This is a genomic window from Luteimonas sp. MC1825 (assembly GCF_014764385.1).
Taxonomy (GTDB): domain Bacteria; phylum Pseudomonadota; class Gammaproteobacteria; order Xanthomonadales; family Xanthomonadaceae; genus Luteimonas.
In genome coordinates this window covers 2,714,891-2,733,245 of the sequence record NZ_CP061714.1, presented here as the reverse complement: position 1 = coordinate 2,733,245, position 18,355 = coordinate 2,714,891, and the positions used below count along the sequence as shown (strand labels likewise).

The following is an 18,355-nucleotide window of genomic DNA, read 5'->3' as shown; positions in this document are numbered from 1 at the left end:
GTCCGGCCCGCGACGGCAGCGCAACCCGCAACGAAAAGGCCCCGCCATTGGCGGGGCCTTCCTCGGATTGCGTGGCGCGGGCCTCAGCGCTTCATCGAAGAGAAGAACTCGTCGTTGGACTTGGTGGTCTTCATCTTGTCGAGCAGGAACTCCATCGCCGCGATCTCGTCCATCGGGTGCAGCAGCTTGCGCAGGATCCAGATCTTCTGCAGCAGCTCCGGCTCGATGAGGTAGTCCTCGCGACGCGTGCCCGACTGGTTGACGTTGATCGCCGGGTACACGCGCTTCTCGGTGATGCGGCGGTCCAGGTGCACTTCGGAGTTGCCGGTGCCCTTGAACTCCTCGTAGATGACCTTGTCCATCGCGCTGCCGGTGTCGACGAGCGCGGTGGCGATGATGGTCAGCGAGCCGCCTTCCTCGACGTTGCGCGCGGCGCCGAAGAAGCGCTTCGGGCGGTGCAGCGCGTTGGCGTCGACACCACCGGTCAGCACCTTGCCCGAGCTCGGCACCACGTTGTTGTACGCACGCGCTAGGCGGGTGATCGAGTCGAGCAGGATCACCACGTCCTTCTTGTGCTCGACCAGGCGCTTGGCGCGCTCGATCACCATCTCGGCGACCTGCACGTGGCGCGCGGCCGGCTCGTCGAAGGTCGAGCTGATCACTTCGCCGCGCACGCTGCGCTGCATCTCGGTCACTTCCTCGGGCCGCTCGTCGATGAGCAGCACGATCATGTGCACGTCCGGATGGTTGTACGTGATCGCGCTGGCGATCTGCTGCATCATCATCGTCTTGCCGGCCTTCGGCGGCGACACGATCAGCGCGCGCTGGCCCTTGCCCTGTGGGGCCATCAGGTCGAGGATGCGGCCGGCGATGTCCTCGCTGCTGCCATCGCCGCGCTCGAGCTTGAACTTCTTGCGCGGGAACAGCGGCGTCAGGTTCTCGAACAGCACCTTGTTCTTCGACGCTTCCAGCGGCTCGCCGTTGATGGTGTCGACCACGTTCAGCGCGAAGTAGCGCTCGCCGTCCTTGGGCCAGCGGATGCGGCCACTCAGGTGGTCACCGGTGCGCAGGTTGAAGCGGCGGATCTGGCTGGGCGAGATGTAGGTGTCGTCCGGGCCGGCCAGGTAGCTGGCTTCGGCCGCGCGCAGGAAGCCGAAGCCGTCGGGCAGGATTTCCAGTACGCCGTCGGCGACGACGCCTTCGCCGTGGCGGGTCAGCACCTTCAGCAGGTTGAAGATCACATCCTGCTTGCGCGCGCGCGCCACGCCTTCGGAGATGTTCAGCTGCTCGGCGATGTCGAGCAGCTTCTGCGCCGGCATGCGCTTGAGGTCGGAGAGCGAGTATTGCGGGAAGCCTTCCGGGATGTTTGGCGGCGGCAGGCGGTTGGCCTGGTCGTTGCCGTTGTCCTGGGGCAGGCCGTCGTCGCGCTGGCGCGGACGGTCGCGGCGGTTGCGGTTGCGGTCGCGGCGGTTGCCCTGGCCCTGGCCCTGGCCTTGGCCTTGGCCCTGGCCGTGCTGGCGGTTGCCACCGTCCTGGCCCTGGTCGTCGTCGTCATGGCCGCCCTGACCCTGGCCGCCCTGGTTCTGGCCCTGGTTCTGCCCCTGGCCCTGGCTCTGGTTCTGGCCCTGGTGCTGGTGCTGGTTCTGCCCCTGGTTCTGCCCGCCTTGCCGTCCCTGGCCACCATCGGCGCTGGCAGGCTGCGGAGATGCGGGTGCGGGCGCCTGCGGCGGCATCGGCAGCGACGGCTGGCTGACGCCGACGGCCTGCGGCGGCGCCTCGGCGCGCGGTGCAGCCTGCGTCGCGGAGGTATCGGAAGAGGGGGAGTCGCCGGCCGTGGCCTTGGCGACGCGCGGCTTGCGCACGCGCTTCACGGCGCTGTCGCCGGAATCGGATGGAATGTCGGACAAGTGGGAATCCTCGCTTGCTGCGAGCGCGCCCGGGACGGGCGGCGTGAGTTGATGAGATGGGTCTTGCAGATGGGTGCGGCGCCTGTCTCGCGCCGGTGCGTTACCGAAACTAGCACCCCCGCGCCACGACGGCAAGCGGGGGTGCGGTGCCTCAGAGGGCCTTTTCGATCATCTGCGCAAGTTGCGGCTTGCCGACCGCGCCGATCTGGGTGTCCTGCACCTGGCCACCCTTGAACAGCAGCAGCATGGGGATGGACCGCACGTGGTACTTCATCGCCGTGGCACGGTTCTGGTCGATGTCGATCTTCACGACCTTCGCCCGGCCCGCATAGGTGTCGGCCAGCTCGTCGAGGGCCGGGGCGATCATCTTGCATGGGCCGCACCAGGGCGCCCAGAAGTCGACCAGCACCGGCTCGTCGGAGGCGAGGACGGTGGCGTCGAAATCGGCGTCGCTGGCATGGATGACGTGGTCGCTCACTGCTTTCTCCTGCATGGGGGGTGGCCGCGGGCCGGCCGGATCACGGCGATGGCGGCGGCGTTTGTGGTGCTAGACTGGGGCGATCCGCGGCCAGAACAAGGGCCGCCCCGGGGCCGGGTACCCGCTCCGGTTCATCGAGGGCAGTCTGCTTGGCTGCCGCCTTCCACGCAAGCGCGCGCGCCGCGCAGACTCCCTGACGAATGTCCGACAAGCCACTTACCGACCTCACCTTCTCCTCCTTCGACCTGCACCCGTCGCTGCTTGCCGGCCTCGAGACCGCGGGCTTCACGCGCCTCACGCCCATCCAGGCGCTGACCCTTCCGGTCGCGCTGCCCGGGGGTGATGTCGCCGGCCAGGCCCAGACCGGCACGGGCAAGACCCTGGCGTTCCTGGTGGCGGTGATGAACCGGCTGCTGACGCGACCGGCGCTCGCCGACCGCAAGCCTGAAGACCCGCGCGCGCTGATCCTGGCGCCGACCCGCGAGCTGGCCATCCAGATCCACAAGGACGCGCTGAAGTTCGGTCCCGAGATGGGGCTGAAGTTCGCCCTGGTCTATGGCGGCGTCGACTACGACAAGCAGCGCCAGATCCTGCAGGAAGGCGTGGACGTCATCATCGCCACCCCCGGCCGCCTGATCGACTACGTCAAGCAGCACAAGGTGGTGTCGCTGCACGCCTGCGAGGTCTGCGTGCTGGACGAGGCCGACCGCATGTTCGACCTCGGCTTCATCAAGGACATCCGCTTCCTGCTGCGCCGCATGCCGGTGCGCACCGAGCGCCAGACCCTGCTGTTCTCGGCCACGCTGAGCCATCGCGTGCTGGAGCTGGCCTACGAACACATGAACGAGCCGCAGAAGCTGGTCGTGGAGTCGGAGTTCATCACCGCCGCGCAGGTGCGCCAGAAGCTCTACTACCCGTCCGACGAAGAGAAGCTGCCGCTGCTGCTGGGCCTGCTGTCGCGTTCGGAAGGCGCGCGCACCCTGGTGTTCGTGAACACCAAGGCGTTCGTGGAACGCGTCGCGCGCGCGCTGGAGCGCGCCGGCTACCGCGTCGGCGTGCTGTCGGGCGACGTGCCGCAGAAGAAGCGCGAGAGCCTGCTGAAGAAGTTCCAGGGCGGCCAGCTCGAGATCCTGGTCGCCACCGATGTCGCCGCCCGCGGCCTGCACATCGATGGCGTGAAGTACGTCTACAACTACGACCTGCCGTTCGACGCCGAGGACTACGTGCACCGCATCGGCCGCACCGCGCGCCTGGGCGAGGAGGGCGACGCGATCAGCTTCGCCTGCGAGCGCTATGCGATCGGCCTGCCGGACATCGAGGCCTTCATCGAGCAGAAGATCCCGTCGGAACCGGTGACCGTCGAGCTGATGACGCCGGTGCCGCGCAAGCCGCGCGAAGGCGTGGAGCTCGAGCCCGAAGAAGGCGAGAGCGTCAGCGAGATCTTCCGCGAAGCGCGCGAGCAGCGCGCCGCCGAGGATGCGCGACGTGGCGGAGGCCGCAGCGGCGGGCCCGGCGCCGGTGGCCCCGGTCGTGGCCGTGCCGGCCCGCGTGCCGACGGCGAGCGCGGCCCGCGTCCGCCGCGTCCGCCGCGCGCGGCACCTGCAGTACCCGCCGCGACGACCATGGAGGCGTCTGCGATTGGCTCGCCTGATGTCGTCGCAGCCGCGCCCGCCGCAGCCGCGCCCGCCGCGACAGGATCAGCCGCACCGGCCGTGGACGCGACAGCGTCCGCGGCGCTGCCAGCCGCCGAGGGCGAGCGCGCGCCGCGCAAGCGTCGTCGCCGTCGTGGTGGCCGCCGTGTCGAAGGTGCCGAGGGCGTCGAGGGCGTCGCCGGGCAGGGCGGCCAGGCGCAGGCCCAGCCGTCCACGCATGCCGGAGCGAAACCGTCGCAGCCGCGCGCGCCGCGCCCGAAACCGGAGTCGCCGTCACACGCCGCGCGTCCGCAGTCGACCGCAACGGAGCCTTCATCGCTGCTGGGCCGCATCGGCCTCGGGCTGAAGAAGCTGGTCACGCGCGCGCCGCGCTCGCAGCACTGAGTACCGCGATGCGGTCGGGAATGGATGCCCGCGCGCACGCGGGTGCTTTGCGGGTACGACAGCGGCCATAATCGCTGGGCACCTCTTCCCGGAACCGCGACACGATGCCCGTCCTGCGCTTCGACAGCGTCTGCAAGCAATACCCCGGTGGCCACGTCGCGCTCGAGGACGTGAGCTTCGCCGTGGATGCCGGCGAGATGCTGTTCGTGACCGGCCATTCCGGCGCCGGCAAGAGCACCCTGCTGCGCCTGATCCATCTCTCGGAGCGGCCCAGCCGCGGCGCGGTGGTGTTCGGCGAGCGCAACCTGCTCAAGGTGCGTGGCGGCCGGGTGGCGCTGCATCGGCGCGAAGTCGGCGTGGTCTACCAGGACCACCGCCTGCTGGGCGATCGCAGCGTGCACGACAACGTCGCCCTGCCGCTGGTGCTGCGTGGCATGCGCCGCGGCGACATCGGCCGGCGCGTGCGTTCGGTGCTGGAACGCCTCGGCCTGGGTGCGCGCGGCACGGCGCTGCCGGGCCAGCTGTCGGCGGGTGAGCAGCAGCGCGTCGGCATCGCGCGCGCCATGGTCGCCGAGCCGCGGCTGCTGGTGGCCGACGAACCCACCGGCAACCTCGATCCCACCCTGGCCGCGGAGATCATGACGCTGTTCGCGTCGCTCCCGGAGCGCGGCACCAGCGTGCTGGTCGCCAGCCACGACCTCGGCCTGGTGAAGCGCATGAAGAAGCGCGTGCTGGTGCTCGACCATGGCCGGCTGGCCGACGACATCGCGCCGGAGGACCTGGCCGATGAGTGAGCCCATCGCCAGGCCCAGGCCGGAACGCGCGCGCTCCCGCATCGGCACGTGGTTCGACCACCATGCCTACAGTTTCGTCGCCAGCCTCGGCCGCATCTTCCGCCGGCCGTGGTCCACCGCGCTCACCATCGGCGTGATGGCGGTGGCGCTGGCGCTGCCGCTCGGGCTGTGGCTGGTGCTGGGCAACGTCGAGCGCTTCGCCGGCGACGTGCAGCAGTCGCGTCAGCTCAGCGTGTTCCTGAAACAGGACGTGACGCCCGACGCGGTCGCGGCGCTGGCCGATGCGCTGCGCGGCCGCGCCGATGTCGGCGACGTGGCACACCGTACGCCGGCCCAGGGCCTCGAGGAGTTGCGCGCGCGCGGCGGCCTGGGCCAGGCGATCGACGCGCTTGGCGAAAATCCGCTGCCGCACGTGCTGGTGGTCACCCCGGCCGGTGACGAGGCCATGCTCGCCGATTCCCTGCGCACCCTCCCCGAGGCCGACCTGGTGCAGCACGATGCCGGCTGGCGCCAGCGCCTGGACGGCTGGCTGCGCTTCGGTGGCCGCGTGGCCTGGGTGCTGGCCGCCCTGCTCGGCACGGGGGCGTTGCTGGTGGTCGGCAACACCGTGCGCCTGGACATCCAGTCGCGTCGCGACGAACTCGGTGTCCTGCAGCTGCTCGGCGCCAGCGACGGCTTCATCCGCCGCCCGTTCCTGTACCTCGGCGCGTGGTACGGCCTGGCGGCCGGCGCGCTGGCGCTGGCGCTGCTGACGGCGGCCGGTGCCGCGCTGCGCCTGCCACTCGCCGACCTGGCGGCGAGCTATGGCAGCGGGTTCGGGCTGGTCGGCTTCACTGCGCGCCAGGCGCTGGTGGTGCTGGCCGGAACGACCGCGCTCGGCTGGCTTGGCGCGGGCGCCGTCACCGGCCATTTCCTGCGCCAGACGCGCCCCACCGACACGTGATGGACGCGTCGCACGACATCCGCCATCTGGCCGCAGGCGCCCAGCGCGTGATGGTGGTGGACGGCTCCCGCCTGGTGCGCAAGCTGATCGGCGACGTGCTCCGCAGCGAACTGGTCGACGTGGACGTGGTGGCCTGCGCCGGCCTTGCCGATGCGCGCGCCGCGCTGGCGGCGGCGCCCATCGACCTCGCCACCACCTCCCTGGTGCTGCCCGATGGTGACGGCCAGCAGTTGGCCGAGCTCGTGCGCGCCGCGGCGGGCCAGCGCTACGTGCCGGTGATCGTGGTGTCCGGCAATGCCCAGGCGCACCTCGAGGGGCGGCATTTCAGCGACGACGTCACCGATTACTTCGACAAGTCGCACGGCCACCACGCGCTGGCGGAGTTCATCCGCGGCTACGTGCAGCCGCAGCCGATCCCGGGCGCGCGCGTGCTCTACGTCGAGGACAGCCGCACCGTGGCGCTGGCCACCTCGCGCATGCTCAAGGCGCAGCAGATGGAGGTCGTGCACGTGGTGAGCGCCGAGGCCGCGATCGACTGGCTGCGCGCGCGCCGCGACGCCGGCGACGGCCCGGGCGCCGACCTCGTGCTCACCGACGTCTACCTGAAGGGCGAGCTGAGCGGCCACGACGTGGTGCATGCGGTGCGCCGCGAGCTGGGCTGGTCCAAGCGCAAGCTGCCGGTGCTGGTGATGACCGGCGACGCCAATCCCGACAACCAGACCGCGCTGCTGCGCGACGGCGCCAACGACCTGGTGCTCAAGCCCATCGAGGAGCGCCTGCTGGTGACCAAGGCCCTGTTCCAGCTGCGCCTGGCGCGCACGCCGGAATCCACGGTATTCGGCGCATGATCGACGGACGCGGGCGTCTCGCTCCCTCCTGGAAGGCGCACATCGGTGACTACCTGGAACGCGACGACATGCAGGCGCTGGCCGACTTCCTGCGCACGCGCAAGGGCGCCGGTGTCCAGGTGTTCCCGCCCGCGGCCGAGATCCTTGCCGCCTTCGACGCCACGCCCTTCGAGGACGTGCGCGTGGTGATCCTGGGCCAGGACCCGTATCCCGGCGCGGGCCAGGCACACGGGCTGTGCTTCTCGGTGCGTCCGGGCGTGTCGGTGCCGCGGTCGCTGCTCAACGTCTACAAGGAAATCCAGCGCGACCTGGGTATCCGCCCTCCGGACCATGGCTGCCTGCTGCCCTGGGCGCGGCGCGGCGTGCTGCTGCTCAATTCGGTGCTCACGGTCGAGGCCGGCTGCGCCGGTTCGCACCAGCGCAAGGGTTGGGAAGGCTTCACCGACCACGTGGTCGACGTGCTCAACCGCGAGCGCGAAGGCCTGGTGTTCATGCTCTGGGGGGCCTATGCGCAGGCCAAGGGCAAGGTCATCGATGGGTCGCGCCACCGGGTGCTCCGGGCCACCCATCCGTCGCCGCTGTCGGCGCACCGGGGCTTCCTCGGCTGCGGCCACTTCTCGGCGGCCAACCGCTACCTCGTCTCACGTGGCGGCACGGCCCAGGACTGGTCGTTGCCGCCGTGCCAGGAGACCGCCATCGCATGACGTCCGCGCCGCTGCTGATATCGCTGCACATGCCGAAAACCGCGGGCACCAGCCTGGCGCAGACCCTGCGCGTGGCGTTCCCGGACCCCGGCGCCTGCCAGACCGAATATGTCGACCAGCCGATGCAGTACTCGCGCTGGTGCCGCCGCTTGCGCGCACTGCGCGCCGGACTGGCCGGCCGGGGGGCACTGCCGGACAACCTGACCTGCGTGCACGGCCATTTCCTGCCGGTGAAGTTCCGCATCGCGGCCGGCGCGCGCGCGGTGCGCTACGTCACCTGGCTTCGCGAACCGGTGGACCGGCTGGCCTCGCACTACCACTACTGGATCCGCGACTACGACGGGCTTGACCCCCGCCAGCCGCTGCGCAACCGGGTGCTGCGCGAACGCTGGTCGTTCGAGCGCTTCGCCCTCGGCGCCGAACTGCGCGACCTGTACCACGAGTACCTCTGGCGATTCGATCCGGCCGGCTTCGACTTCATCGGCATCACCGAGCGTTACGACGAGGACCTGCAGCAGATGGCGCGGCGGTTCCTGGGCGGTACCGCGGTGCCCGCATCGGCGCTGGTGAACCCGCTGCGTGGCGAGTCCGGATACGCGATAAGTCCGGGCCTCCGCCGCCGCATCGAGGCCTACCACGCCCGTGACTTGGCGCTGTACCGCCGGGTCCTGGCCGGGCGCCGCCTCTGAGCCTGGGCACGCGGGAGGCTCAGCGGGGCCGGTGAAGCCTGCATCGGTGGACACGATCAATTAGATTTACGTCCATTCATACGCTGAATGGAACAGTAGGGAACTCCTGCCGCGATCAGCAGTCGTATCCGGCCACTGCTAAGATCACTGCCATGACTGCAATCACAGCGACCGCTCTTGTCCCCAACAGCCTCCCGATCCCCAGCGCCCTGGGTTCGCTCGAGGCCTACATCGGCGCCGTCCACCAGATCCCCGTCCTCACGGTCGAGGACGAGCAGGCGCTGGCCCACCGTTTCCGCGACCAGGAAGACCTGGATGCCGCGCGCGAGCTGGTGCATTCGCACCTGCGCTTCGTGGTGCACGTGGCGCGTGGCTACAACGGCTACGGCCTGCCGCTCGGCGACCTGATCCAGGAGGGCAACATCGGCCTGATGAAGGCCGTGAAGCGCTTCGACCCCGAGGTCGGCGTGCGCCTGGTGTCGTTCGCGGTGCACTGGATCCGTGCCGAGATGCACGAGTACATCATCAAGAACTGGCGCATCGTCAAGGTCGCCACCACCAAGGCGCAGCGCAAGCTGTTCTTCAACCTGCGCAAGAGCAAGAAGCGCCTGGGCTGGTTGAACGCCGAGGAAGTGCGCATCGTGGCCGAGAACCTCAACGTCTCCGAGCGCGAGGTGCTGGAGATGGAGTCGCGCCTGTCCGGCCGCGACGTCGCCTTCGATGCGCCCTCCGACGACGACGACGACGACCATGCGCCGCCGTCCCCGGCCGCCTACCTCACCGCGCGCGAGGATGATCCGTCGCAGGCGTATGAGCGCCAGGACAGCGAGGACAACCAGCTCGCCCTGCTGCGCGAGGGCCTGGGCCGGCTGGACGCGCGTTCGCGCGACATCATCAAGCGCCGCTGGCTGGATGACGACAGCAAGGTCACCCTGCAGGAACTGGCCGACGAGTACGGCGTGTCGGCCGAGCGCATCCGCCAGGTGGAGGCCAACGCGCTGAAGAAGATGAAGGCGCTGTTCGCGGCCTGATCCGCGCGTTCGGCAGTCGTCGTGCATGAGGCCCGCGCAAGCGGGCCTCTCACCATTTGAACAGCACCAGGCTCAGCGCCAGCACCGCCATGCCGGCGACCAGGCCGTACACGGTCTCGTGGCCTTTCGAATAGCGCTTCGCCGCGGGCAGAAGTTCGTCCAGCGCCAGGAACACCATCACGCCGGCGATGATGCCGAACACGCTGCCGAAGACCGCATCCGACAGCCACGGCCGCAACAGCGCATAGCCGATGATGGCGCCGAGCGGCTCGGCCAGGCCCGACAGCAGGCAGGCGCCGAAGGCGTAGCCCTTGTTGTTGGTGGCGAAGTACACCGGCACCGCGATCGCGATGCCCTCGGGCACGTTGTGGATGGCGATCGCGAACGCCAGCGGCAGGCCCACGCCGGGGTTTTCGAGGGTGGCGAAGAACGTCGCCAGGCCCTCCGGGAAGTTGTGAGCGGTGATCGCCAATGCGGTCAGCAGGCCGACGCGCTTGATGTAAGCGGCGTTGTGCTCGCGGAAGAACGGATCGTCGACCTCGAGCCGCTCGTGCGGGTTGGGCACCAGGTGGTCGACCAGCATGATCAGGCCCACGCCGGCGAGGAAGGCGAAGGTGCCGTAGGAGTAGCCCAGGCGGTCGCCGTAGCTCTGGCTGAAGGACCACACCGCCTTGTTGAGGATTTCCGACAGCGAGACGAAGACCATCGCGCCACCGGCAAACGCCAGGCCGAACGCCAGCAGCCGGGCGTTGGGCCTCTTCTGCGCGAACACGAACAGGCTGCCCAGTCCGGTCGCAAGGCCCGCACCCGTGGTGACCGCCAGCGCGATGAGCAGGTTGGCGGTGGGGATTTCCATGGGTGCTGGATCCTGGGCGGTCGCGCCATCCTAGCCGAAGCCCCCGCACGCGGATACGCGGGCATCGCGGCGCGTCGGGCATCATGCGCCATCGCGCCGGGCGCGCTCCAGGGACAACCGACATGGCCGAACACGAGAAGCGCATCGCGGTGCTGATCGACGCCGACAACGCGCCGGCGGCGAAGATCGACGCCATCCTCGCCGAAGTGGCGCGCCATGGCGTGGCCAACGTCCGCCGCGCGTATGGCAACTGGAAGAGCCAGCACCTCGTCAGCTGGGAGAAGTGCCTGCACACCTACGCGATCCGCCCGATCCAGCAGTTCGCCTACACCACGGGCAAGAACGCGTCCGACATGGCGATGGTGATCGACGCCATGGACCTGCTGTACGCCGGCAACCTCGACGGCTTCGCGATCGTGTCGTCGGACGCCGACTTCACGCCGCTGGTGATGCGCCTGCGCAATGACGGCGTGGCGGTGTACGGCTTCGGCCAGGAGAAGACGCCGGAGCCCTTCGTCAAGGCGTGCTCGACCTTCCTCTACCTGGAAAAACTCGGCACGCCGGATGAGGACAGCGGCGACGCCCGCCCGGCGCCGTCGCCGGCGCAGCTGCAGCACGATGCCGACCTGGTGCGCCTGCTGCGCGGCGCGGTCGACGCCACCCAGGGCGAGGACGGCTGGTCGAAGCTGGGGGCGGTCGGCAGCCATGTCGGCAACCAGGGCTCGTTCGATTCGCGCAACCACGGGTATCGCAAGCTGAGCGACCTGATCGAGGCGATCGGCCTGTTCGAGGTGCGCCGCCAGGGACAGGTGATCGAGGTGCGCAACCGCAGCGGGCACGGCGGCCGCCGCGGCGCATCGAAGACGGTAGCAAGCGCCGGGGTGGCCGTGTCCGAAGCCAGGACGGAGCGCGCCACCAGCGCGCCGGCCAAGACGGCCAAGGCCACAAAGGCCGCCAAGACCACCAAGGCCAGCGTCCGGCCGGGCCGGGGTCAGCCTGGAGCCAAGGGCTAGAGCCAAGGGCAACTCTCGCGAAGCGGGGAAGATGCGCGAAGGAGGGCAGGCAAACTTCCGGGTTCAATAAAGGTCGACGGGATCCACGTCGAGCGACCAGCGTACGCGGCGCGCTTCGGGCAGCGCGTGCAACGCGGCCACGCCGCGATCGAGGAGCTGTTGCAGCGCGCCGCGTGACGGCGACGACAGCAGCAGCTGCGCGCGCTGCATGCCGGCACGGCGCGGCATCGGCGCCGGCATCGGCCCGAGCAGGGCGATGCGGGTATCGTCGCCGGCGGCCTCGGCCAACAGCGTGCGCGCGGCTTCGAGGAACGCCGCGGGCGCGGCCACATGGGCGGCCTCGGCACGCAGCAGGGCGAGGTGCGTGAACGGCGGGAAGCCCGCGGCCTCGCGTTGGCCGAGCTCGGCATCGGCGAACGCGCGGTAGCCACCGTGCACCAGCACCTGCAGCAGCGGGTGTTCGGGGTGATGCGTCTGCAGCAGCACTTCGCCGGCGCGCTGCGCCCGCCCGGCGCGGCCGGAGACCTGCACCAGCAGCTGGGCGAGCTTCTCGCTGGCGCGGAAATCGGCCGAAAACAGGCCTTCGTCGATGCCGACCACGCACACCAGGGTGAGGTGCGGCAGGTCGTGGCCCTTGGCCAGCATCTGCGTGCCCACCAGCACGCCAGGCGTGTCGCCGAGCTTCGCGAGCTGCTGCTCCAGGCCGTCGCGGCGGCGGGTACTGGCGCTGTCGATGCGCAGCACGGGCACGTCGGCGAAGCGTTCGACCAGCAGCTCCTCGATGCGCTCGGTGCCCACGCCCTGCGGCTGCAGGGCCAGTCCGGCGCAGTCCGGGCAGGCCAGCGGCACCGGCTGGCGCGCGCCGCAGTGGTGGCACTGCAGGCGCCGGCCGGCGCCGTGCACGGTCATCGCGCTGCCATGCTCGGGCGTGCTGCAACGGCGGCAGCGCGCGCTCCAGCCACAGTCGTGGCACAGCAGCACCGGCGCATAGCCGCGACGGTTCTTGAACACCAGCACCTGGCCGCCGGCATCGAGCGCGTTGCGCGCGGCCTGCAGCAGCTCCGCGGACAGCCCGGCCTGCAGCGGCCGCTTGCGCACGTCGACCACGCGCACCCGCGGCGGGCGTGCGTTGCCGGCGCGGCTGGCCAGGCGCAGGTGCGCGTAGCGGCCGGCGCGCACGTTGTGCAGGGTTTCCAGCGATGGCGTGGCGCTGCCCAGCAGCACCGGCACGTCAAGCGCCTTGCCACGCACGAGCGCGAAATCGCGCGCGTGGTAGCGGATGCCGTCCTGCTGCTTGTAGCTGCCGTCGTGCTCCTCGTCGACCACGATCAGGCCGGCCTCGGGTAGCGGCACGAACACCGCCGACCGCGTGCCCACGATCACCCGCGCCTCGCCGCGCCAGGCGGCCGCCCAGGTGCGCGCGCGCTCGCCGTCGGACAGGCCGGAGTGCAGCGCGTGCACCGGCACGCCCAGGCCGGCGCGGAAGCGCGCCAGCATCTGCGGGGTCAGGCCGATCTCCGGCACCAGCACCAGCGCCTGCCGGCCGCGCGCCAGGCAGCGTTCGGCGATCGCCTGCAGGTAGACCTCGGTCTTGCCGCTGCCGGTGATGCCCTCCAGCAGCACCGGCACGAAGCCGTCGGCCTCGCGCAGGGTGTCCAGCGCCGCGGCCTGCTCGGCGTTGGGGGTGTGTGCGGCGACCGTCGCCGGCACCCGGGTGGCGGCCGCCACCGCGAGGCGTTCGGCCAGGCCGCGCTTCTCCAGGCTGCGCGCCGCGGGGCGCCAGCCGTCCACGGCGTCGTCCAGCAGGTCCTCGGCGACCGGCCCGGCGCGCAGGCGCTCCGCCACCAGGCGCGGCCGGCTGCCACGCCGCAGCCCGTCGAGGGCCGCGTCGCCGGCCGGTGTCAGCTGCCAGGCCCAGGCGTGCGTCGCCGGCAGCGCCTCGCCGTGGCGCAGCGGCGCCGGCAGGGCGGTCGCCAGCACTTCGCCGAGCGGTGCGTGCACGTAGCGCGCCAACCAGCGCGCCGAGGCCAGCAGTTCGCCTTGGAACAGGGGATCATCATCGATCCACGCGAGCGCCTCCCGCAGCGCCGGCGCGTCCGGCTCCGCGGGCCCGGTGGCAGCCACCACGCCGACCAGCTCGCGTGGCCCGAACGGCACGCGGATCCGGCGCCCGACATCACCCGCCGAGACCGGGCCACCCGCCGGCGCGCGGTAGTCGAACAGGCGCGGCAGCGGCAGGGGCAGGGCGATGCGCAGGACGTCGTCGGGCATCGCGACAGTCTAGCGATCCGCCCCCGGGGGAGACCGTTGGCTGCTTGCGACCCACTGTTGTCACGTAATTGACCTTTCGGTCGCAAGCCTCGGATGTCCAAGGCTTTTCTGCTTATCCACACGATCTGTGGATAACCCTGTGCATGCAAGTCGAAGTGGGGCGTCGAAAGCCCGTGAACGCGGCATTAAGCGGGGGTTGGCGCATTTTTCACCATTCCCCCAAAAGGCATGCCAATCAACAACTTGGTCGTGAAACATGGCTCCGGAAATTACTGCCGGTTGACGGCGGGCCGCTGTTGTGACGTTCCCGTGACCGCTGTGCACAACCTCCATCGGGGCAAAACGCTGCAGGACAGCGGTGGAACGTGAATTGTGCGCTTCGTCAAGGGTCTGGGGTGCCCGTGGCATCGGTATGATGCGGCCAGCCATGCAGCGAGTCCGATGACAGCACGCCCCCCGCACGACGCCGCCGCGGTACCCCCCGCACTGACCGCCTTCCTGCGCGGCGTTGAACGCCGCGGCGCGGTATTCGCGCACCTTCTGGCAGGCTCGCAGGCGTCCGGCGACGCCGCCCTGGCGGCCACCATGGAGGTGTTCCGCGCCGAGGCCGGCCGTACCGCGTTCGGGGACTGGCCGCGGCGGTTCTGGTCGCAGTTGCTGGCGCAGCCGACGCTGCGCCAGCCTCCCGCCGAGCCCGCCTGGGAGCCCGGATTCGAGTGGCTCGCGCAGCTGGGCCACGGGCCGCGCGCCGCCCTGCTGCTGCGCCTGGTGGCGGGCCTGGCGGAATCCGACGCCGCCGCCGTGCTTGGCATCGCCCGCGGGACCTACCGGCTGGGCCTTCAGCGTGCCCTGCCGCACAACGCCGACGGCAGCGCCGACCTGGCCGCGTGGCAGGCGCTGGGCGCGGCCGCGCAGGGCATGTTGCGAGGCCTGCCGCCGGATCGCCTGGCGCACCTCGCGCACGTGCGCGAGGAGGCGATCGCCGCCCCCGCCGCGGGTGCCAGGCGACGGGTGGAGTTGGAAGTGCCGGCCGGGCCACGCCACCGCGCCGCGCTGTGGGGCATCGCGCTGCTGACCCTGCTCGCATTCGCGGCCACCTTCTGGCCGGGGTTCGGCGGCGGCGGATTCGCCGGCGGCGACGGGCCCGAGGGCATCCAGGTCGAGGCGCTGCCCGCCGCGGCAGCGCCCGCGGCCCGTTATCCCGACGCCGACGCCCTCGCCCTGCACCCCGATCTCCGCCTGCTGCTCGACGCCGGCAGCGCCGGTCCCGAGGCCATCGACCCCGCCTTCCATGCCTGGTTCGCCGCGCAGCACGCAGCCGCCAACACCGCCGACGGCTCCCCGGGCGCGCCAGCCCGCACCGTGGGGGGCGTCCAGGGCCAGATGGTCGAACCCGACCTGCACAGCGAGACCGACGATGCGTCGCTGTAGCGCCTGGGCCGCGCTGGTCGTGGCGCTGTGCCTGCCGCCGGCCCCGGCCGTCGCCCAGGCCCCGCCGCAGGCAGCCGAGGTCCGGGACGCGATTGCGGCGCTCCCGGCCCAGCGCCGCGCCGAAGTGACCGCGCTGCAGCGCCGCCTCGACGCGCTCTCGCCGGCCGAGCGCAGCGCGCTCCAGGCGCGTCGCGACGCCTGGGACGCGCTGCCGCCCGCCGAGCAGGGCGCACGGCGCGAGCGCTGGCTGGCCTGGCAGGCGCTGCCGGTTGCCGAACGGCGCCAACTCCGCGATGCGGCGCAGGCCTTTTCCGCGCTCGACGCCGACACCCGCGCCGCCTGGCGCGCCCGCTTCGACGCGCTCGACGGGAGCGAGCGCCGTGGCTGGCTGCTTGGCCCGGCATTGGGAGCCGATTACGCCCGCCTGCATCCTTTGATCGCACAGGTGCCGGGCCACGAACGCGCGCCGCTGCTGGCGGCCTTGCGGGCACTGCCCGCCCAGGCGCGCGACGACCTGGCGGTGCTCGCCGTGCGCACGCCGCCGCAGGCGCGCGAGGAACTGCGGATCGCGCTGCTGGCCACGCCGCCGGCCAGCCGTGCCGCGTGGCTGCGCCGCCAGGTCGCCCCCTGAGGGCGCGCTACACCCGCACCAGGCCGGCGATGGCGACGAACGCCGCGGCGAACGACAGCAGCACGCTGTACGAAATGCCCAGCACGCTGAACTTGAACAGCGTCGCGATCCAGCCCTGCCCGTAGATCCGTTTCTGCATCAGCAGGAGATAAAGCGGCATCCACGCCCACAACGCGCCTTCCACCACCAGGAACGCCGTGTGGCCCGCGCCCGGCTGCGGCGCCAGCCGGCGCTCCAGCGCCGCGACCACCAGCACCAGCAGCAGCGCCAGGCACAGGAAGGCATGGCTGTGCAGGGCGATGATGAGGTGTTCCATGTACAGCCGGTGCCTGAACAGGTAGGCCAGCTTCAGCATCAGCGCGAACACCGGCAGCAGCAGCATGAGCGCCGTGGGCGCCGCGCCCAGCGCCGCGTCCTTGAAGAGGTCGGGCTCGGCACGCACGCGGGCGATGTTGCGCTTCGCGCGGCCGGCCTGGACGTTGAGCCAGTCGTTGGCGAATCCCGGCAGCCAGGCCAGCTGCAGGCGGTTGTGCACCGGGTCCCAGGGCTCGCCGTCGAACCACAGGGCCGGACCTTCCTCGTCAACCTGCGGTGGCGGCGGCGGGGTGCCGTCGCGCTTGGCCTGGCGCAGCGCCGTGATGCGGTCGCCTGCGGCCTTCCCGATCGCGACTTCCAGCGCGACCAGGGCCGGGTCGGGACCGACCGCCGGTTGTTTGCCGCGGCGCGCCTCGCGCGCCTCGAGCAGCGCCGCGTCGCGCCGCGTGCGCACCTCGTCCACCGTCATCGCCTGCGCGACGGCGTCCGCCTGCGGGGTATCGGTTTCGATGATCACCGCATCGCCGAAACTCAGCAGCAGTTGCGCCACGAAGAACGTGACGATGGCGAGGAAGAAGAACAGCCGCACCGGGCTGACGTAGCGCACGCGGCGGCCCGCGAAGTACTCGATGCTCAGGTGCCCCGGGCGCGCGAACAGCGGCCACAGCGTGCGTGGCGTGCGCGAATCGAGGTCGAAGACGCTGTCGAGGAAGTCGCCGACCAGGCTGCTGAAATGGCGCACCAGCCCGGTGACCGGTTGCCCGCAGGCGTGGCAGTGCGGGCCGAGCAGGGGCGTGCCGCAGTTGCCGCAGGTCGCGCCGGGTACCGGTGCGGCAGGCCGCGGCGCGGACTGGACGGACGTGTCGTTGCCGGCGTCGGTCATGGACTTCCCTCGTCTGGCACTAAGATAGCGACCCGCCGCGACCCGGCGCCAGCACCCGGCCCGTCGCGCCGCGGGCGGCGCACCCCCGCGTCGCCCTCCCTTGGGTCCCTGTACGCATGTCAACGCCATCGCCCGTGCATTTCCGCCACGAAGTGCGCAGCACGGCCGTGCTGGCGCTGCCGCTCGTCGCCGGACACCTGTCGACCGGGCTGATCGGCCTGGTGGACAGCGTGATCGCCGGTCACCACGGCACCACCACGCTTGCCGCGGTGTCGGTGGGCACGGCGATGTTCTGGTTGCCGATGATGGTGCCGATGGGCACGCTGATGGCCGTGCCGGCGCTGGTGTCGCAGCTCGACGGCGCCGGGCGGCGCGACGAGATCGCCGCGCTGTTCCGGCAGGCGATGTGGCTGGCGCTGGCCCTGGGCGTGCTGCTGTTCGCGTTCCTGAGCGTCGCCACCCTGGCGCTGGAGCCGATGGGCATCGACCCGGCGATCCGCCCGGGCGCGCGCGATTTCATGCACGGCATCCGCTGGGGCATCCCGGCGCTGACGCTCTACTACGCCATGCGCTACCTGAGCGATGGCCTGCACTGGACCCTGCCGACCATGCTGCTCGGCTTCGGCGGGCTGCTGTTGCTGCTGCCGCTGGGCTATGCGCTGGCGTTCGGCGCGTTCGGCATGCCGGAGATGGGCGCCGGCGGCCTGGGCCTGGCGTCGGCGATCATGATGTGGGCGCAGGCGCTGGCATTCGTCGTGTACCTGGCGCGCGCGCGGCGGTTCGCATCGCTGGGGCTGTTCGCGCGCTTCGATCCGCCGCGCCGGGCGCCGATCACCACCCTGCTGCGCACCGGCCTTCCGATCGGCGTGACCGTGGCCATGGAGGGCGGGTTGTTCATCGTCACCGCGCTGCTGATCGGCCGGATCGGCCAGCTCGAGGCCGCCGCCCACCAGATCGCCATCAATGTCGCCAGCCTGTGCTTCATGATTCCGTTCGGCGTGGCCGAGGCGACTACCGTACGCGTCGGCCATGCCGTTGGCGCCGGCCGCGGCCGCGACGGGGTGCGCCGCGCGGCATTCGCCGGCATGGTGCTGGTGCTCGCCACGCAGGGATTTTCGGCGCTGCTGCTGTTCCTCGGCCACGACATGGTCGCCGCGCTGTACACGCGGGACGCCGCCGTCGCCGGCCTGGCCGGATCGCTGCTGCTGTTCGCGGCCTGCTTCCAGTTCCCGGACGGCGTGCAGGTGCTGTCCGCGGGCGCGCTGCGCGGCCTGCGCGATACCCGCGTGCCGATGTTCCTGGCGGCGTTCGCCTACTGGGGCGTGGGCATGCCGCTGGGCGCCGGCCTGGGCCTCGGCCTGGGCATGGGGCCGCGCGGCATGTGGATCGGGCTGATCGCCGGCCTGCTGGTCGCCGCGGTGCTCATGGCCGCGCGCTTCCTGCGCACATCCGGGCGGATCGCGGCGTCCGGCCCAGTGACCGATGGCGGGTGACGACGGCCATCGGCAGCGGTGATACTGGCCGC

Annotated in this window: 16 protein-coding genes; 11 read left to right on the top strand and 5 right to left on the bottom strand. The window is 71.3% G+C overall.

Translation table 11 applies throughout. The annotated features are described in order from the left end of the window. Positions 1-83: 83 nt before the first annotated feature. Entirely contained in the window at positions 84-1,907 is a 1,824-nt protein-coding gene (gene rho / locus IDM46_RS12685; protein WP_343203856.1) for a transcription termination factor Rho, read from the bottom strand. A 151-nt stretch (positions 1,908-2,058) separates the two neighbouring features. Then, the gene (gene trxA, locus IDM46_RS12680; protein ID WP_182824331.1) at positions 2,059-2,385 is read right to left on the bottom strand and encodes a thioredoxin; all 327 of its coding nucleotides are present in this window, start codon (positions 2,383-2,385) and stop codon (positions 2,059-2,061) included. A 200-nt stretch (positions 2,386-2,585) separates the two neighbouring features. On the opposite strand from trxA, the gene rhlB reads away from it, so the two are divergent. The 7 genes from rhlB to rpoH all read left to right on the top strand — a co-directional run bounded on the left by rhlB (position 2,586) and on the right by rpoH (position 9,430). Next, positions 2,586-4,421: an ATP-dependent RNA helicase RhlB gene (gene rhlB, locus IDM46_RS12675; RefSeq protein ID WP_185115964.1), complete on the top strand. Its 1,836-nt coding sequence runs from the start codon at positions 2,586-2,588 to the stop codon at positions 4,419-4,421. A 104-nt stretch (positions 4,422-4,525) separates the two neighbouring features. Next, on the top strand, positions 4,526-5,215 hold the full coding sequence (locus IDM46_RS12670) for an ATP-binding cassette domain-containing protein (RefSeq protein WP_182824335.1): 690 nt from the start codon (positions 4,526-4,528) through the stop codon (positions 5,213-5,215). Next, the gene (gene ftsX, locus IDM46_RS12665; protein WP_185115963.1) at positions 5,208-6,158 is read left to right on the top strand and encodes a permease-like cell division protein FtsX; all 951 of its coding nucleotides are present in this window, start codon (positions 5,208-5,210) and stop codon (positions 6,156-6,158) included. Before IDM46_RS12670 ends, ftsX begins: the two co-directional genes overlap by 8 nt. Next, on the top strand, positions 6,158-7,006 hold the full coding sequence (locus IDM46_RS12660) for a response regulator (protein ID WP_182824339.1): 849 nt from the start codon (positions 6,158-6,160) through the stop codon (positions 7,004-7,006). The genes ftsX and IDM46_RS12660 overlap by 1 nt, the downstream gene beginning before the upstream one ends. Continuing rightward, positions 7,003-7,710 carry a uracil-DNA glycosylase gene (gene ung / locus IDM46_RS12655; RefSeq protein WP_185115962.1) on the top strand — a complete coding sequence of 236 codons (708 nt, stop codon included), beginning with the start codon at positions 7,003-7,005 and terminating at the stop codon, positions 7,708-7,710. Before IDM46_RS12660 ends, ung begins: the two co-directional genes overlap by 4 nt. Then, entirely contained in the window at positions 7,707-8,399 is a 693-nt protein-coding gene (locus IDM46_RS12650; protein ID WP_185115961.1) for a sulfotransferase family 2 domain-containing protein, read from the top strand. The genes ung and IDM46_RS12650 overlap by 4 nt, the downstream gene beginning before the upstream one ends. Before the next feature lie 152 nt (positions 8,400-8,551). Then, positions 8,552-9,430 carry an RNA polymerase sigma factor RpoH gene (gene rpoH / locus IDM46_RS12645; protein WP_185115960.1) on the top strand — a complete coding sequence of 293 codons (879 nt, stop codon included), beginning with the start codon at positions 8,552-8,554 and terminating at the stop codon, positions 9,428-9,430. Between the two features lie 49 nt (positions 9,431-9,479). Here the strand turns inward: rpoH and zupT are convergent, their stop codons facing one another. Next, positions 9,480-10,286 carry a zinc transporter ZupT gene (gene zupT / locus IDM46_RS12640; protein WP_185115959.1) on the bottom strand — a complete coding sequence of 269 codons (807 nt, stop codon included), beginning with the start codon at positions 10,284-10,286 and terminating at the stop codon, positions 9,480-9,482. Positions 10,287-10,408: 122 nt separating this feature from the next. Here zupT and IDM46_RS12635 point away from each other — a divergent pair, with 122 nt between their 5' ends. Next, positions 10,409-11,299: an NYN domain-containing protein gene (locus tag IDM46_RS12635; RefSeq protein WP_185115958.1), complete on the top strand. Its 891-nt coding sequence runs from the start codon at positions 10,409-10,411 to the stop codon at positions 11,297-11,299. A 63-nt stretch (positions 11,300-11,362) separates the two neighbouring features. On the opposite strand, the gene IDM46_RS12630 is transcribed toward IDM46_RS12635, so the two are convergent. Beyond that, a complete protein-coding gene (locus tag IDM46_RS12630; protein ID WP_185115957.1) occupies positions 11,363-13,570 on the bottom strand; it encodes a primosomal protein N' in 2,208 nt (735 codons plus the stop codon). Positions 13,571-14,011: 441 nt separating this feature from the next. Here IDM46_RS12630 and IDM46_RS12625 point away from each other — a divergent pair, with 441 nt between their 5' ends. Further along, positions 14,012-15,001 (top strand): hypothetical protein, encoded by a 990-nt coding sequence (locus tag IDM46_RS12625; protein WP_185115956.1) that lies wholly within the window; start codon positions 14,012-14,014, stop codon positions 14,999-15,001. Further along, positions 14,988-15,632 (top strand): DUF3106 domain-containing protein, encoded by a 645-nt coding sequence (locus IDM46_RS12620; protein ID WP_185115955.1) that lies wholly within the window; start codon positions 14,988-14,990, stop codon positions 15,630-15,632. The genes IDM46_RS12625 and IDM46_RS12620 overlap by 14 nt, the downstream gene beginning before the upstream one ends. A 7-nt stretch (positions 15,633-15,639) precedes the next feature. Here the strand turns inward: IDM46_RS12620 and IDM46_RS12615 are convergent, their stop codons facing one another. Beyond that, on the bottom strand, positions 15,640-16,830 hold the full coding sequence (locus IDM46_RS12615) for a DUF3667 domain-containing protein (RefSeq protein ID WP_185115954.1): 1,191 nt from the start codon (positions 16,828-16,830) through the stop codon (positions 15,640-15,642). Between the two features lie 116 nt (positions 16,831-16,946). Here IDM46_RS12615 and IDM46_RS12610 point away from each other — a divergent pair, with 116 nt between their 5' ends. Continuing rightward, positions 16,947-18,323 carry an MATE family efflux transporter gene (locus IDM46_RS12610; RefSeq protein ID WP_182824360.1) on the top strand — a complete coding sequence of 459 codons (1,377 nt, stop codon included), beginning with the start codon at positions 16,947-16,949 and terminating at the stop codon, positions 18,321-18,323. The last annotated feature ends 32 nt before the right edge of the window (positions 18,324-18,355 follow it).

What these genes read in the sequence shown, in the direction of transcription:
- IDM46_RS12610 (WP_182824360.1), top strand. Translation starts at nt 16,947, where the DNA reads ATGTCAACGCCATCGCCCGTGCATTTCCGCCACGAAGTGCGCAGCACG.
- zupT (WP_185115959.1), bottom strand. Translation starts at nt 10,286, where the DNA reads ATGGAAATCCCCACCGCCAACCTGCTCATCGCGCTGGCGGTCACCACG.
- IDM46_RS12670 (WP_182824335.1), top strand. Translation starts at nt 4,526, where the DNA reads ATGCCCGTCCTGCGCTTCGACAGCGTCTGCAAGCAATACCCCGGTGGC.
- IDM46_RS12625 (WP_185115956.1), top strand. Translation starts at nt 14,012, where the DNA reads ATGACAGCACGCCCCCCGCACGACGCCGCCGCGGTACCCCCCGCACTG.
- IDM46_RS12630 (WP_185115957.1), bottom strand. Translation starts at nt 13,570, where the DNA reads ATGCCCGACGACGTCCTGCGCATCGCCCTGCCCCTGCCGCTGCCGCGC.
- IDM46_RS12660 (WP_182824339.1), top strand. Translation starts at nt 6,158, where the DNA reads ATGGACGCGTCGCACGACATCCGCCATCTGGCCGCAGGCGCCCAGCGC.
- rhlB (WP_185115964.1), top strand. Translation starts at nt 2,586, where the DNA reads ATGTCCGACAAGCCACTTACCGACCTCACCTTCTCCTCCTTCGACCTG.
- ung (WP_185115962.1), top strand. Translation starts at nt 7,003, where the DNA reads ATGATCGACGGACGCGGGCGTCTCGCTCCCTCCTGGAAGGCGCACATC.
- ftsX (WP_185115963.1), top strand. Translation starts at nt 5,208, where the DNA reads ATGAGTGAGCCCATCGCCAGGCCCAGGCCGGAACGCGCGCGCTCCCGC.
- IDM46_RS12650 (WP_185115961.1), top strand. Translation starts at nt 7,707, where the DNA reads ATGACGTCCGCGCCGCTGCTGATATCGCTGCACATGCCGAAAACCGCG.
- IDM46_RS12620 (WP_185115955.1), top strand. Translation starts at nt 14,988, where the DNA reads ATGCGTCGCTGTAGCGCCTGGGCCGCGCTGGTCGTGGCGCTGTGCCTG.
- IDM46_RS12635 (WP_185115958.1), top strand. Translation starts at nt 10,409, where the DNA reads ATGGCCGAACACGAGAAGCGCATCGCGGTGCTGATCGACGCCGACAAC.
- rpoH (WP_185115960.1), top strand. Translation starts at nt 8,552, where the DNA reads ATGACTGCAATCACAGCGACCGCTCTTGTCCCCAACAGCCTCCCGATC.
- IDM46_RS12615 (WP_185115954.1), bottom strand. Translation starts at nt 16,830, where the DNA reads ATGACCGACGCCGGCAACGACACGTCCGTCCAGTCCGCGCCGCGGCCT.